This window comes from Nocardiopsis baichengensis YIM 90130 (assembly GCF_000341205.1).
Lineage (GTDB): Bacteria > Actinomycetota > Actinomycetes > Streptosporangiales > Streptosporangiaceae > Nocardiopsis_A > Nocardiopsis_A halophila.
The window spans coordinates 23,117-37,706 of record NZ_ANAS01000034.1; the positions used below are offsets into that span (position 1 = coordinate 23,117).

General features: G+C 74.2%; 12 protein-coding genes. 8 read left to right on the forward strand and 4 right to left on the reverse strand.

Going from position 1 to position 14,590, the window contains the following annotated elements; translation table 11 throughout:
* Positions 1-10: 10 nt before the first annotated feature.
* Both C892_RS0123490 and C892_RS0123495 read right to left on the reverse strand, forming a co-directional pair.
* Entirely contained in the window at positions 11-259 is a 249-nt protein-coding gene (locus C892_RS0123490) for an acyl-CoA carboxylase subunit epsilon (protein ID WP_017538592.1), read from the reverse strand.
* Positions 256-1,860 (reverse strand): acyl-CoA carboxylase subunit beta, encoded by a 1,605-nt coding sequence (locus C892_RS0123495; RefSeq protein ID WP_017559194.1) that lies wholly within the window; start codon positions 1,858-1,860, stop codon positions 256-258. The genes C892_RS0123490 and C892_RS0123495 overlap by 4 nt, the downstream gene beginning before the upstream one ends.
* Before the next feature lie 219 nt (positions 1,861-2,079).
* Between C892_RS0123495 and C892_RS0123500 the strand changes: the two genes are divergently transcribed.
* The 8 genes from C892_RS0123500 (at position 2,080) to C892_RS0123535 (ending at position 12,089) form a co-directional block, all read left to right on the forward strand.
* Entirely contained in the window at positions 2,080-2,922 is an 843-nt protein-coding gene (locus tag C892_RS0123500) for a nitrilase-related carbon-nitrogen hydrolase (RefSeq protein ID WP_017538590.1), read from the forward strand.
* A gap of 11 nt (positions 2,923-2,933) precedes the next feature.
* Positions 2,934-4,352 (forward strand): dihydropyrimidinase, encoded by a 1,419-nt coding sequence (gene hydA, locus C892_RS0123505; protein WP_017559195.1) that lies wholly within the window; start codon positions 2,934-2,936, stop codon positions 4,350-4,352.
* 14 nt (positions 4,353-4,366) lie between these two features.
* Positions 4,367-5,380, forward strand: coding sequence for a TIGR03842 family LLM class F420-dependent oxidoreductase (locus C892_RS0123510; RefSeq protein ID WP_017559196.1), 1,014 nt, complete (start codon positions 4,367-4,369; stop codon positions 5,378-5,380).
* A gap of 228 nt (positions 5,381-5,608) precedes the next feature.
* Entirely contained in the window at positions 5,609-8,209 is a 2,601-nt protein-coding gene (locus tag C892_RS0123515; RefSeq protein WP_051060596.1) for a phosphoenolpyruvate carboxylase, read from the forward strand.
* Positions 8,210-8,226: 17 nt separating this feature from the next.
* Complete coding sequence (locus C892_RS0123520; RefSeq protein WP_017559198.1) at positions 8,227-9,069, forward strand: biotin--[acetyl-CoA-carboxylase] ligase; 843 nt, start codon at positions 8,227-8,229, stop codon at positions 9,067-9,069.
* 183 nt (positions 9,070-9,252) lie between these two features.
* The gene (locus tag C892_RS0123525; RefSeq protein WP_017538585.1) at positions 9,253-10,269 is read left to right on the forward strand and encodes an adenylate/guanylate cyclase domain-containing protein; all 1,017 of its coding nucleotides are present in this window, start codon (positions 9,253-9,255) and stop codon (positions 10,267-10,269) included.
* Between the two features lie 71 nt (positions 10,270-10,340).
* Entirely contained in the window at positions 10,341-11,447 is a 1,107-nt protein-coding gene (locus C892_RS0123530; RefSeq protein ID WP_017559199.1) for an S-(hydroxymethyl)mycothiol dehydrogenase, read from the forward strand.
* Positions 11,448-12,089, forward strand: coding sequence for an MBL fold metallo-hydrolase (locus C892_RS0123535; protein WP_017559200.1), 642 nt, complete (start codon positions 11,448-11,450; stop codon positions 12,087-12,089). It begins immediately after the preceding gene.
* Positions 12,090-12,429: 340 nt separating this feature from the next.
* On the opposite strand, the gene C892_RS0123540 is transcribed toward C892_RS0123535, so the two are convergent.
* A complete protein-coding gene (locus tag C892_RS0123540; protein WP_026124585.1) occupies positions 12,430-13,716 on the reverse strand; it encodes a sensor histidine kinase in 1,287 nt (428 codons plus the stop codon).
* 69 nt (positions 13,717-13,785) lie between these two features.
* The gene (locus C892_RS0123545) at positions 13,786-14,454 is read right to left on the reverse strand and encodes a response regulator transcription factor (protein WP_017538581.1); all 669 of its coding nucleotides are present in this window, start codon (positions 14,452-14,454) and stop codon (positions 13,786-13,788) included.
* Positions 14,455-14,590: the final 136 nt, after the last annotated feature.

Sequence of the window (14,590 nt, forward strand, 5' to 3'; positions counted from 1 at the left end):
ACGGGCCGGGTCAGCCCGGGTGGAAGCTGCGCGCCCAGGCGCCCGGTCCGGGACGGACGGGGCGGCGCAGCAGCCGGGAGCGGTCGCGCCAGGCCGAGCGGGGCCCGGGCGCGGCCTCGGCGGCCGCGCGGGCGGCCTGCGCGGCGCGGGCGCGCGCGGTCAGCACGGCCACCAGGGCGGCGACCTCCTCGGCGGAGGGGTCGCCGCGGACCACGCTCAGGTGCGGCCCGTCCGGTGCGGGGCTCTGCCGGGCGCTCACAGCGGGATGTTCCCGTGCTTCTTGGGCGGCAGCTGTTTGCGCTTGCCGCGCAGCGACCGCAGCGCCTTGACCACCGACACGCGCGTCTCCGAGGGGAGGATGACCCCGTCGACGTAGCCGCGCTCCGCCGCGGAGTAGGGGTTGAGCAGCGTGTCCTCGTACTCCTCGACCAGCCGGGCCCGCTCGGCCTCCACGTCCTCGGCGGCGGCCAGGGTGCGCCGGTGCAGGATGTTCACCGCGCCCTGGGCGCCCATGACCGCGATCTGGGCGGTGGGCCAGGCCAGGTTGACGTCGGCGCCCAGGTGCTTGGAGCCCATCACGTCGTAGGCGCCGCCGAAGGCCTTGCGGGTGATGACGGTGATCAGCGGGACGGTCGCCTCGGCGTAGGCGTAGATGAGCTTGGCGCCGCGCCGGATGATGCCGTTCCACTCCTGGTCGGTGCCGGGCAGGAAGCCGGGCACGTCGACGAAGGTGAGGACCGGGACGTTGAAGGCGTCGCAGGTGCGCACGAAGCGCGCGGCCTTCTCCGAGGCGTCGATGTCCAGGCACCCGGCGAAGTTCATCGGCTGGTTGGCGACCACGCCCACGCTCTGGCCGTCCACCCGGCCGAAGCCGACCACGATGTTGCCGGCGAAGTGCTCGTGGACCTCGAGGAAGTCCCCGTCGTCCACGACGTGCTCGATGATCCGGCGGATGTCGTAGGGCTGGTTGGCCGAGTCCGGGATGAACGTGTCGAGCTCGGCGTCCTCCGCGGTGGGCTCCAGGTCGGCGGCGCCGGGCGCGGCCGGGGCCTCGTCCAGGTTGTTGTCGGGCAGGTGGTCCAGGAGCTCGCGCACGTAGTCCAGGGCGTCCTGCTCGTCGGAGCCCATGTAGTGGGCCACGCCGGAGCGGGTGTTGTGCGCCCGCGCCCCGCCCAGCTCCTCCATGGACACGTCCTCGCCGGTGACGGTCTTGATGACGTCGGGGCCGGTGATGAACATCTGGGAGGTCTTGTCGACCATCACCACGAAGTCGGTGAGGGCGGGGGAGTAGACGTGCCCGCCGGCGGCGGCGCCCATGATCACCGAGATCTGCGGGACGACCCCGGAGGCGTGCACGTTGCGCTTGAAGATCTCCGCGTACAGGCCCAGGGCCACCACGCCCTCCTGGATCCGCGCGCCGCCGCCCTCGTTGATGCCCACGACGGGACAGCCGTTGGTGAGCGCGTGGTCCAGGACCTTGACGATCTTCTCGCCGTACACCTCGCCCAGGGAGCCCCCGAAGACGGTGACGTCCTGGCTGAAGACGGCGACCGGGCGGCCGCCGACGGTGCCGTGCCCGGTGACCACGCCGTCGCCGTAGGGGCGGCTGGCGTCCAGGCCGAAGTTGGTGGACCGGTGCCGGGCCAGGGCGTCGAACTCGGTGAACGACCCTGGATCCAGCAGGGCGTCGATCCGTTCGCGCGCCGTCATCTTGCCCTTGGCGTGCTGTTTCTCGATCGCTCGCTGCGAACCGGCGTGGACGGCCTCGTAGCGCCGTCGCTGGAGGTCGGCGAGCTTGCCCGCGGTGGTGTGGATGTCGATCTCGTCCGCGGGCAGCGGTTCTGGGGCTTCGGTGGCCATAGAAAGCCAGGGTAGACCTCCCCGCGGGCCGATCGGTGGGGTGACCCCCGTTACTTTCGGATGGCGGACACCGGCCCCGCCCGTCACCGCTCCGGCCGACCGAAACCCCGGGTCCGGACAGGGCGTGTCGCCCGGGGCCGTTGACCCCCGGCGCAGGGCCTGCTTACCTTCGACGCTTCCCGCGGCCAAGGGGGGCCCGGGACGGCGTTAAGGAGGGCCATGCCGCAGATGGTTCGTGCCGCGCTCGTCCAGACCGAGTGGACCGGCGACACCGCGTCGATGACCGACGCCCACGAGCGCTACGCCAGAGAGGCCGCCGCCCAGGGGGCGCAGGTCATCGGATTCCAGGAGATCTTCACCGGGCCCTACTTCTGCCAGGTGCAGCAGGACGCGCACTTCGCGCTGGCCGAGCAGGTCCCGGACGGGCCGACGGTCGCCCGCTTCTCGGCGCTGGCCCGGGAGCTGGGCCTGGTGATGGTGCTGCCGGTCTTCGAGCGGGAGGGGCCGGGCTGGTTCTACAACACCGCCGCCGTGGTCGACGCCGACGGCACCTACCTGGGCAAGTACCGCAAGCACCACATCCCGCAGGTGAAGGGGTTCTGGGAGAAGTACTACTTCCGGCCCGGCAACCTGGGCTGGCCGGTGTTCGACACCGCCGCGGGCCGGATCGGCGTCTACATCTGCTATGACCGGCACTTCCCCGAGGGGTGGCGCGCGCTCGGGCTGGCCGGCGCGCAGCTGGTGTTCAACCCCTCGGCGACCAGCCGGGGCCTGTCGGCCCACCTGTGGAAGCTGGAGCAGCCCGCCGCCGCCGTCGCCAACCTGTACTACGTCGCCGCCATCAACCGGGTGGGCACCGAGGAGTACGGCGACAACGACTTCTACGGCTCCAGCTACTTCGCCGACCCGCGCGGGGCCTTCGTCGGGGACGTCGCCTCGGACCGCAAGCCCGAGCTGCTCGTGCGCGACCTGGACTTCGACGCGGTCGAGGAGGCGCGCACCCAGTGGGCGTTCTACCGGGACCGGCGCCCCGACGCCTACGGCCCGCTGACCGGGGCCTGAGGGGAGGCGGCATGGCGACGACGCCGGAGCGCACCCTGATCCGCGGCGGCCTGCTGGTCACCGCCGCCGAGGAGGCGCCGGCCGACGTGCTGGTGGAGGGCGAGCGCGTGGCCGCGGTGGCGGCCCGGGACAGCGAGGCCGCCCGCTCCTGGGCGCGGAGCGGGGCCGAGGTGATCGACGCCGAGGGGCACTACGTGCTCCCCGGCGGCGTGGACGCCCACACCCACATGGAGATGCCGTTCGGCGGCACCTACGCCAGTGACACCTTCGAGACCGGCACCCGGGCGGCGGCCTGGGGCGGCACGACCACCATCGTCGACTTCGCGGTCCAGCGGGCCGGGGAGTCGCTGCGGGCGAGCGTGGACGCCTGGCACGCCAAGGCCGAGGGCGCCTGCGCGATCGACTACGGGTTCCACGCCATCGTGGGCGACGCGGTGCCCGAGGCGCTGAAGGAGATGGACGCCCTGGTGGACGAGGGCATCACCTCGTTCAAGATGTTCATGGCCTACCCGGGGGTGTTCTACAGCGACGACGGGCGCATCCTGCGCACCATGCAGCGCGCCGCCGCCAACGGCGGGCTGATGATGATGCACGCCGAGAACGGCTTGGCCATCGACGTGCTGGTGGAGCAGGCGCTGGCCGCGGGGCGCACCGGCCCCGAGGCGCACGGGCAGGTGCGCAGGGAGCTGCTGGAGTCCGAGGCGGTGCACCGGGCGGTGCGCCTGGCCCAGGTGGCCGGTGCGCCGCTGTACATCGTGCACGTGTCGGCCGAGCAGGCGGTGGCCGAGATCGCCCGCGCGCGCGACGACGGGCTCAACGTCTTCGCCGAGACGTGCCCGCAGTACCTGTACCTGTCCGTGGACGAGCTGGCCCGGCCGGACTTCGAGGGCGCCAAGTACGTGTGCTCCACGCCCCTGCGCCCCCGCGAGCACCAGGAGGCGCTGTGGCGGGGCCTGCGCACCGGCGACCTGTCGGTGGTCTCCACCGACCACTGCCCGTTCTGCTTCAAGGGCCAGAAGGACCTGGGGCGCGGGGACTTCTCCAAGATCCCCAACGGCATGCCCGGGGTGGAGCACCGGATGGACCTGCTGCACCAGGCGGTGCTGGACGGGCGCATCTCGCGTCGGCGGTGGATCGAGCTGGCCTGCGCGGCCCCGGCCCGGATGTTCGGGCTGTACCCGCGCAAGGGCACCGTGGCCCCCGGCGCCGACGCCGACATCGTCGTCTACGACCCCTCGGCCGAGCAGGTGCTCTCCGCCGCCACCCACCACATGAACGTCGACTACTCGGCCTATGAGGGGATGCGCGTGACGGGCCGGGCCCGCACGGTGCTCTCCCGCGGGCGGGTGGTGGTGGACCGGGGCGCCTACACCGGCGCGGCGGGGCACGGCAGGTTCGTCCGGCGGGGGCTGTGCGGGGAACTGATCTGAGGAAGGGGGCCGCCGTGGACTTCGGACTGGTACTGCAGACCGACCCGCCCGGCGCGCGGACGGTGGAGCGGATGCGCCGCGCCGAGGAGCTCGGCTTCACCCACGGCTGGACGTTCGACTCCTGCGTGCTGTGGCAGGAGCCGTTCGTCCTCTACAGCCGGATCCTGGCCGCCACCGAGCTGCTGAGGGTCGGGCCGATGGTGACCAACCCGTCCACCCGGGCCTGGGAGGTCACCGCGTCGGCGTTCGCCACGCTGAACGAGATGTACGGCCCGCGCACGGTGTGCGGGATCGGGCGCGGCGACTCGGCGATGCGCGTCGCCGGCCGCAGGCCCGCCACCCTGGCGCGGATGGAGGGGGCCATCGGCGCCATCCGGGACCTGGCCGAGGGGCGCGAGGCCGACGTGGACGGCGCCCCGGTGCGCCTGCCCTGGGTGGAGTCCGGCCGGCTGCCGGTGTGGGCGGCGGCCTACGGGCCCAAGGCGCTGGCGATGGCCGGGCGCGTCGCCGACGGGTTCATCCTGCAGCTGGCCGACCCCTCCCTGACCGAGTGGATGGTCGACGCGGTGCGCCGGTCGGCGCGGGAGGCCGGGCGCGACCCGGACGCCCTGTCGATCTGCGTCGCCGCACCGGCCTACGTCACCGACGGCACCCCCGAGGGGCTCGCCCACGCGCGCGAGCAGTGCCGGTGGTTCGGCGGCATGGTCGGCAACCACGTCGCCGACCTGGTCGCCCGGTACGGCCCGGCGTCCGGGGCGGTCCCGCAGGAGCTGACCGACTACATCCGGGAGCGCCGCGGGTACGACTACGCCCACCACGGCCGCACGGGCAACCCCGACACCGCGTTCGTGCCGGACGCGATCGTGGACCGGTTCTGCGTGCTGGGCCCGCCCGAGGAGCACCGGCGCCGGATGAAGGAGCTGCGCGCGCTGGGCGTGGACCAGTTCGCCCTGTACGCGATGCACGACGCCGTGGACGAGGTGGCCGTCACATACGGGGCGGAGGTGATCCCGGCCCTGCGCGGGTAGACACCGGGGCGCGGCCGGGTAGACCACTTCCCGGCCGCGCCGGGCCGCGCCGCAGGTGGGGACCGAGGCACCCCGGGTGCCCAATGGTCCAGACCACGCCCGCTAGGCTGTCGCACCGACACGCCACCGCGGAACCTGCAACGGCGCCGGCGCGGTGACCCTGCGAGAGGAGATCTGGCGATGGCGAACGACCCCGCCGGCGCCGGGCGCGAAGGCGCCCGGCAGGAGATGCCCGAGCAGTTGCGCAGCGACATCCGGCTGCTCGGCGGCACCCTGGGCACGGTGCTGGCCGAGGGCGGCGGCGAGGACCTGCTCGCCGACGTGGAGCGGCTGCGCACCGCGGTGATCGGGGCCCGCGAGGGCACCGTGGAGGCGGCCGAGATCACCGAGCTCGTCGACGCCTGGCCGCTGGAGCGGGCCAAGCAGGTGGCGCGCGCGTTCACCGTCTACTTCCACCTGGCCAACCTCGCCGAGGAGCACCAGCGGATGCGCGCCCTGCGCGAGCGCGACGACGCGGTGCACCCCCCGCGCGAGTCGCTGGCCGCGGCGGTGGAGGAGGTCCGCGAGGACTGCGGCGAGGACCGGCTGGCGGAGTTCGTGGCCGGCATGGAGTTCCACCCGGTGCTGACCGCCCACCCGACCGAGGCGCGCCGCCGGGCGGTGTCCACCGCCATCCTGCGCATCGGCGCCCAGCTGGAGCGGCTGCACGCCGCCCACCCCGACAGCGCCGCCGAGCGGGAGGCCCGCCGCCGCCTCACCGAGGAGGTGGACCTGCTCTGGCGCACCTCCCAGCTGCGCTACACCAAGCTGGACCCGCTGGACGAGGTGCGCACCGCGATGGCCGCCTTCGACGAGACCATCTTCGAGGTGGTCCCCCAGATCTACCGGTCGCTGGACACCGCGCTGGACCCGGCCGGGACCGGCACCCGGCCGCCGCGGGCGCCGGCCTTCATGCGCTACGGCAGCTGGATCGGCGGGGACCGGGACGGCAACCCGTTCGTCACCCACGAGGTGACCCGCGAGGCGATCACCATCCAGTCCGAGCACGTGCTGCGCAGCCTGGAGGAGGCCTGCGGCCGGGTGGCGCGCACCCTGACCGCCTACTCCAACCTGACCCCGGCCGGTGAGGACCTGCGGGACACCCTGGCCACGGCGCAGGCCGCGCATCCGCGGCTGACGGCCGACATCGCCAAGCGCTCCCCGAACGAGCCGCACCGGCAGATGCTGCTGGTCGCGGCGGCGCGGCTGCGCGCCACCCGCGAGCGCGACGCCGACCTGGCCTACGGGCGGCCCGAGGAGCTGCTGGAGGACCTGCGCACGGTGCAGCGGTCGCTGGACGCGGCCGGCGCCCGCCGCCAGGCCTACGGGGAGCTGCAGCACCTGGTGTGGCAGGCCGAGACGTTCGGCTTCCACCTGGCCGAGCTGGAGATCCGCCAGCACAGCGAGGTGCACGCCCGGGCGCTGGAGGAGGTGCGGGCCGGCGGCGAGCTCTCCGAGGCCACCCAGGAGGTGCTGGCCACCCTGCGGGTGGTCGCCTGGATCCAGGAGCGGTTCGGGGTGGACGCCTGCCGCCGCTACATCGTCAGCTTCACCCGCTCGGCCGCGGACGTGGCCGCGGTGTACGAGCTGGCCGCACACGCCCTGCCGGCCGGCAGGGCGCCGGTGCTGGACGTGATCCCGCTCTTCGAGACCGGCGCCGACCTGGACGCCTCCCCGCACGTGCTGGACGGGATGCTGGAGCTGCCGGACGTGCGGCGCCGCCTCTCCGAGACCGGGAACCGGCTGGAGGTCATGCTCGGCTACAGCGACTCGGCCAAGGACGTCGGGCCGGTCAGCGCCACGCTGCGGCTGTACGACGTGCAGGGCCGACTGGCCGCGTGGGCCGAGCGCAACGGGGTGGTGCTCACCCTGTTCCACGGCCGCGGCGGGTCGCTGGGCCGCGGCGGCGGCCCGGCCAGCCGGGCGCTGCTGGCGCAGGCCCCCGGCTCGGTGGACGGCCGGTTCAAGGTGACCGAGCAGGGCGAGGTGATCTTCGCCCGGTACGGGCAGAAGGCGATCGCCCACCGCCACGCCGAGCAGGTGGGGCACGCGGTGCTGCTCGCCTCCACCGCCACGGTGCAGGACCGGGCCCGCGAGGCGGCCGACCGCTTCCGCGGGATGGCCGACGAGATCGCCGAGGCGGCCCAGGCGGCCTACCGGGAGCTCATCGACACCGAGGGCTTCGCCGAGTGGTTCTCCCGGGTGAGCCCGCTGGAGGAGCTGGGCGAGCTGCGGCTGGGCTCGCGCCCCTCGCGCCGGTCGGCGGCGCGCGGGCTGGGCGACCTGCGGGCCATCCCGTGGGTGTTCGCCTGGACCCAGACCCGGGTCAACCTGCCCGGCTGGTACGGCCTGGGCACCGGGCTGGCGGCGGCCTCGGACCCCGAGGCGCTGCGCGCGGCCTACGCCGAGTGGCCGCTGCTGGCCTCGCTGCTGGACAACGCCGAGATGAGCCTGGCCAAGACCGACCGGGCGATCGCCGAGCGGTACCTGCGGCTGGGCGGGCGGCCCGAGCTGACCGCCAAGGTGCTGGAGGAGTACGACCGCACCCGGGAGCTGGTGCTGCGCACCACCGGGCACACCCGGCTGCTGGAGAACCGCCGGGTGCTCTCGCGGGCGGTGGACCTGCGCAACCCGTACGTGGACGCGCTGTCGCACCTGCAGCTGCGGGCGCTCAACGCGCTGCGCGGACCGGAGGCCGGCAAGCTCGACGAGGAGGACCAGCGCCACCTGGAGCGGCTGCTGCTGCTGTCGGTCAACGGCGTGGCGGCGGGCCTGCAGAACACCGGCTGACCGGTATACAGGGACCCATGAGCGCCACACCGTCCCGCTACTCCGACCTGGACCGCCCGCCGCTGAACGAGGGCGCGTTGAACCGCGCCCTGGTCAGGCCCGGTTCGCTGTGGACCGGGGTGGAGGTGGTGCAGGCGCTGGGGTCCACCAACACCGAGCTGCTGGGCCGCGCGCGCGAGGGCGCCGAGGCCGGGCGGGTGCTGGTCACCGAGCACCAGACCGCCGGGCGGGGCCGCCTGGGACGGGGGTTCACCACCCCGGCCCGGGCGGCCCTGACCTTCTCGGTGCTGGTGCGCCCGCGCGCGGCGGCCGACCGGCTGGGGTGGCTGCCGCTGGCGATGGGCGCGGCCGCGGTGCGCGCGTGCGGCTTCGTGGCCCAGGTGCCGCCGGTGCTCAAGTGGCCCAACGACGTCCTCGCCCCCTCGGGCGGCAAGCTGGCCGGCATCCTGGCCGAGGCCGACTTCTCCCGGGGGGACCCGGCGGTGGTGGTGGGCATGGGGCTGAACGTGTCCCAGCGCCGCGGGGAGCTGCCGGTGGACACGGCCACCTCGCTGGTGCTCGAGGGCGACCCGCAGGGCGACCGGGACCCGCTGCTGCGCGCCGTGCTGCGCGCCTTCGCCGAGGTGTACCGGGGGTGGGAGGAGGCCGGCGGCGACGCCGAGCGCAGCGGCCTGGCCGGCGAGTACCGGGGGTACTGCGCCACCCTGGGCGCCCGGGTGCGGGTGCACCTGCCGGACGGGCGGCTGCTCGAGGGCCGCGCCGAGGAGGTGGACGCCGACGGCCGCCTGGTGGTGCGCCCGGACGGCGGTCCGCCCGAGGCGGTCGGCGCCGGGGACGTGGTCCACGTCCGCGGCGGGTGAGGCGCCCTGCTGGGGGCGGAGCGGGCGTGGCACCATGGAGGCCGTGCCACAAGCCCGGAGGCCGGGGCGTTCTTGACGCGGAGAGGTCCCGCCCGCTAAACCGACAGTGATACACACGTGATCGCGTGGGGCCCGGAGCGTTATCCGAGGCCCGCCACCACCGCAGCGAAGACGAGAGAACGTATGCCCGCGCGTCCGGACCCCGAGCAGATCGAAGCCGCCTTGTTGGGAGGACAGGCGCGCCATACCCGCGCCGAGGCCGTGCGGCTGTCCGGCGCCCCTCCCGAGTTCGCCGGCCGGGTCTGGCGGGCCCTGGGCTTCCCCAGCCGCGGCGAGGACGTCGCGGCGTTCACCGACAGCGACGTCGAGGCGCTGCGCACCGCCGCCGACCTGCTGGCCGCGGGCAAGGTCGACGAGGACGCCGCGATCCGCCTGGCCCGCTCGATGGGCCAGACCATGGCCCGCCTGGCCGAGTGGCAGACCAGCATCCTGTCCGCCCTGGCCTACGAGCGCTCCGGGGACGACGGCGGCGACCTGGGCCCGCTGGTGGGCCTGACCCGCGACCTGCTCCCCGACGTGGAGCGGCTGCTGGTGCACATCTGGCGGCGGCAGCTGGCCGCCTCATCGGCGCGCCGCCTGGCGTTCATGGAGAGCAGCGAGGACGCCGCCCCCACCTACTTCCCGCTCGCCGTGGGCTTCGCCGACCTGGTCTCCTTCACCAACCTCAGCCGCGAGCTGGACGAGGTGGAGCTGGCCGAGGTGGTGGAGGGGTTCGAGTCCACCGCCACCGACATCGTCTCCTCCGGCGGCGGCCGGGTCGTCAAGACCCTCGGCGACGAGGTGTTCTTCGTGGCCAACACCCCCCGCCAGGCCGCCGAGATCGCGCTGCGCCTGTCCGACGGGGTGGCCACCGACATCGAGGTGCCCGACGTGCGGGTGGGCGTGGCCTACGGCCCGATCCTGGCGCTGCTGGGCGACGTCTTCGGCACCACGGTCAACCGCGCCAGCCGGCTCACCTCCTTCGCCCGGCCCGGGACGGTGCTCGTCGACGACGCCATGGCCGAGCAGCTGGAGGGCGAGTCCGCGCTGCGGGTGGCGGCGGTGCGCGCGCGCCACGCCCACGGGCTGGGCCGGCTCCAGCCCTACGCGCTGCGCCGGGTGTTCACCCCCGCGCCGGCCACCCCGGCCACCGGCGCCTGAGGGGGCTTGCGGAGGGGCGCCGCGGGGCATGAGGAGGGGGAAGACCCCGGGCCCGACCCCAAGGAGCGCTGGTGTCCCACGATCCCCGTCCCGCCGGCCGCACCGTGCGCGCGGTCGTCGCCCGCGAGAAGAACGCCCCCGTCAGCCTGGAGACCGTCGTCGTCCCCGATCCCGGCCCCGGCGAGGCGCGGGTGGAGGTGCAGGCCTGCGGGGTCTGCCATACCGACCTGCACTACCGCGAGGGCGGCATCGGCGATGCGTTCCCCTATCTGCTCGGCCATGAGGCCGCCGGCGTGGTCGAGTCCGTCGGCGAAGGCGTGGCGGGCCTGGAGCCCGGCGACTTCGTGGTGCTGAACTGGCGGGCGGTGTGCGGGCGGTGCCGCGCCTGCGCCCGCGGGCGGCCCTGGTACTGCTTCGACACCGCCAACGCCGCGCAGCCCATGCGGCTGGAGGACGGCACGGCGCTCTCCCCGGCGCTGGGCATCGGCGCGTTCGCCGAGGCCACCCTGGTGGCGGCCGGGCAGTGCACCCGGGTCGACCCCGCCGCCGACCCGGCCGCGGCCGGGCTGCTGGGGTGCGGGGTGATGGCCGGGCTGGGCGCGGCGATCAACACCGGGCGGGTGGGGCGCGGGGACACCGTGGCGGTGATCGGCTGCGGCGGCGTGGGCGCGGCGGCGGTGGCCGGGGCCCGGCTGGCCGGCGCCGCGCGCATCATCGCCCTCGACGTGGACGCCCGCAAGCTCCCGTGGGCGGCCCGGCTGGGGGCCACCGACACGGTCGACGCCCGCGAGCAGGCCCCGGTGGCCGCGATCCGCGAGCGCACCGGCGGGTTCGGCGCCGACGTGGTGATCGACGCGGTGGGGCGGCCCGAGACCTTCCGGCAGGCGTTCTACGCCCGCGACCTGGCCGGCACCGCGGTCCTGGTGGGGGTGCCCACCCCGGAGATGACCGCGGAGCTGCCGCTGCTGGACGTGTTCGCGCGCGGCGGCGTCCTCGCCTCGTCCTGGTACGGGGACTGCCTGCCCTCCCGGGACTTCCCGATGCTGATCGACCTGTACCTGCAGGGGCGGCTCGACCTGGACGCGTTCGTGTCCGAGCGGATCGCCCTGGACGACGTGGAGGAGGCCTTCGACCGGATGCGCAAGGGGAGCGTGCTGCGATCGGTGGTGGTCCGCTGAATGGCCGAGACGTCCGCCGGGCCCGTGCAGAACCTGGTCACCTCCGGGGTGTTCGCCCTGGACGGCGGCGAGTGGGAGGTGGAGAACAACGTCTGGATCGTCGGCGACGACCGCACCGCGGTGGTGGTGGACGCCGCCCACGACCACGAGGCCATCGCCCGCGCCCTGGGTGACCGGGAGCTGATGGCGGTGGTGTGCACGCACGGGCACAACGACCACGTCAACGCGGCGGCGGCGCTCGCCGACCTGTGCGACGCGCCGATCCTGCTGCACCCCGACGACGCCGAGCTGTGGCACCGGGTCCACCCGGACCGCGAGCCCGACGCGCCGCTGCTGGAGGGGGAGCTGCTGCAGGCCGGCGGGGTGGAGCTCCGGGTGCTGCACACCCCCGGGCACACCCCGGGCGGGGTGTGCCTCTACGCCGAGGGGCAGGGCACGGTCTTCACCGGGGACACCCTCTTCCGCGGCGGCCCGGGGGCCACCGGGCGGTCCTTCTCCGACTTCCCGACGATCATCGCCTCGATCCGGGACCGCCTGCTGGCGCTGCCGCCGCAGACGGCGGTGCACACCGGCCACGGCCCCTCCACCACGGTCGGCGCGGAGGCGCCGCACCTGCAGGAGTGGATCGACCGGGGGTACTGATCCCTAGTAGTACTTCGTTGAGTTCCTGGTTTCTCTTTTCCCTGCCCGGTTCCGCCGTCCGCCCGGTTCTCTCGTTGATCTCGGGAAAAACGACCCTTCCCGCCCGTTTTTAGGGTCGTTTTTCCCGAGATCACCGCGGAGCGCCCGGCGGCCTGCGGGCCGGCCGGGGCCGGTGAGCGGGGTGCCGGCCGCGTGGTCGTTGCCGCTGCCGGCGGACCGCGAGGGGCTTGGCGGACGGCAGCGCTGTGGGGCACGCCGCGTGGACGGCGGAACCGGGCCGGGAAAAAGAGAAACCAGGAACCTAACGAAGTACTACTAGGGCCTGATCCAGGAAACACCCCTAGACCGGGCCGGTGGCCTTGTCCAGGCCCTCGCCGCCGACCGGCAGGAAGACCGAGAAGGTGGGCGGGTTGGCCTTGACCAGCTCCAGGCGGGCGCCCTCGGACTCGGCGATGTGCCGGGCCAGCGCCAGGCCCAGGCCGGTGCCGCCGGCGCCGCTCACCTCGCGGTCGAAGATCCGGCCCACCAGGTGGTCGGGGACGCCGTCGCCCTCGTCGGCGACCTCGATGCGCACCGAGTGCCCGCCGTCGACCACGTGCACCGTGACCGTGCCCTGCCCGTGCACCGCGGCGTTCTCCACCAGCACGGCCATGATCTGCACCAGGTCCATGGGCACCGTCATCGCGGTCATCCCCTTGGCCCCGGTCAGCCGCAGGTCGCGCCCGTTCCGGCGGAACATCGGCGACCACTCGGCCACGAAGCGCTCCAGCAGCCGGTCCACGCCGACCGGCTCCACCTCGGGGTTCTGGCTCTTGCGGGCCCGCCCCAGCAGGCTCTCCACGGTCTGGGTGAGCCGCTCGGCCTGCTGCAGCGCGGCCTCGCCCTCCTCGCGCACCACCTGGGGGTCCTCGGCCTCGGCGATGATCTCCTCCAGCCGCATGGTCAGCGAGGTCAGCGGGGTGCGCAGCTGGTGGGAGGCGTCGGTGGCGAAGTGCCGCTCGGTGGCGATCAGCCCGGCGATCCGCTCGGCGCTGCGGTCCAGTACCTCGGCGACCCGGTCGGCCTCGGGGATGCCGTAGCGGTGGCCCCAGGGGGTGGCCACCCCCGACCCCAGCCGCTCGGCGGTGGCGGCCAGGTCCACCAGCGGCAGGGTCAGCCGCCGGGCCTGCAGCACCGCCAGGCCCACCGCCACCCCGATGGCCAGCAGCGACAGGGAGGCGATGCCGAGCCAGGCGTTGAACACGTTCTCCTGGATGGGGCGGGTGCTGCGCCAGACCTCCACCCGGACCCCGCCGGGGGAGACGGCCTCGGCCTCCATCACGGCGCGGGTGTCGCCGCCGCCGGGGGAGTACCCCCACCCGCCGGCCGCCACCGCCCCGCCCGGGCCGGGGGGCGTCAGCCGGATCGCCAGGTCCGGGTAGACCTGGGCGAAGTGCGGGACGTCGATGCCGCCCTCGTTCTGCAGCTGGGCGTCGGCGTCGGCCGCGATGACCTCGGCGTCCTGGTGGAGCGCGCGCCCGGCCTCCTCATAGGCCGACCGGTAGACCAGGGCGCCCAGGGGCAGGCCGAGGAGCATGACCGCGATCACGGTCACCACGAGCGTGGAGAACAGCATCCGCCTGCGCATGTCGTCCCTTCTGGTCGGGCCCCCGCTCCGGCGGGCGTCCGCGGCGCAGGCGGGTCGTCGGCCGCGCGGTCAGTCCCGCTCGAACCGGAACCCGACGCCGCGCACGGTGGTGATGTAGGAGGGCTGGTTGGCGTCGTCCCCGAGCTTGCGGCGCAGCCAGGAGATGTGCATGTCCAGGGTCTTGGTCGACCCCCACCAGTTGGTGTCCCACACCTCGCGCATGATCTGCTCGCGCGTGACGACCTTGCCGGCGTCGCGCACCAGGACCCGCAGCAGGTCGAACTCCTTGGTGGTCAGCTGCAGCTCCTCCTCGCCGAGCCAGGCGCGCCGCGAATCGTTGTCGATCCGCACCCCGTGCACCACCGGGACCTCGGCCCCGCCGCGGCGCAGCAGCGCCCGGACCCGGGCCAGCAGTTCGGCCAGCCGGAACGGCTTGGTGACGTAGTCGTCGGCGCCGGCGTCCAGCCCCACCACGGTGTCGACCTCGTCGGCCCGCGCCGTCAGGATGAGGATGGGCGTGGTGTGCCCCTCGGCGCGCAGCCGTCGGGCGACCTCCAGCCCGTCCATCTCCGGCAGGCCCAGGTCCAGGACCATCAGGTCGATGTCCCCCGCGCGGGCGCGGTCGAGGGTGTCGGTACCGTTGACGGTCACGTCCACCGTATAGCCCTCGCGGCGCAGTGCGCGGGCGAGCGGCTCGTAGATGGAGGTGTCGTCTTCGGCCAGCAGAACGCAGGTCATGGTGCAGATCGTAAGTGCCGCCAGGGCAATTCACTATTATGCGCGCCGTATGGAGCAGGGGCGGATGAAATCACCGACGCGCGGCCCGGACGATATCGGGTGTGAAGGGCGTCCGGTACCTGCCTTTGCCGTTCTT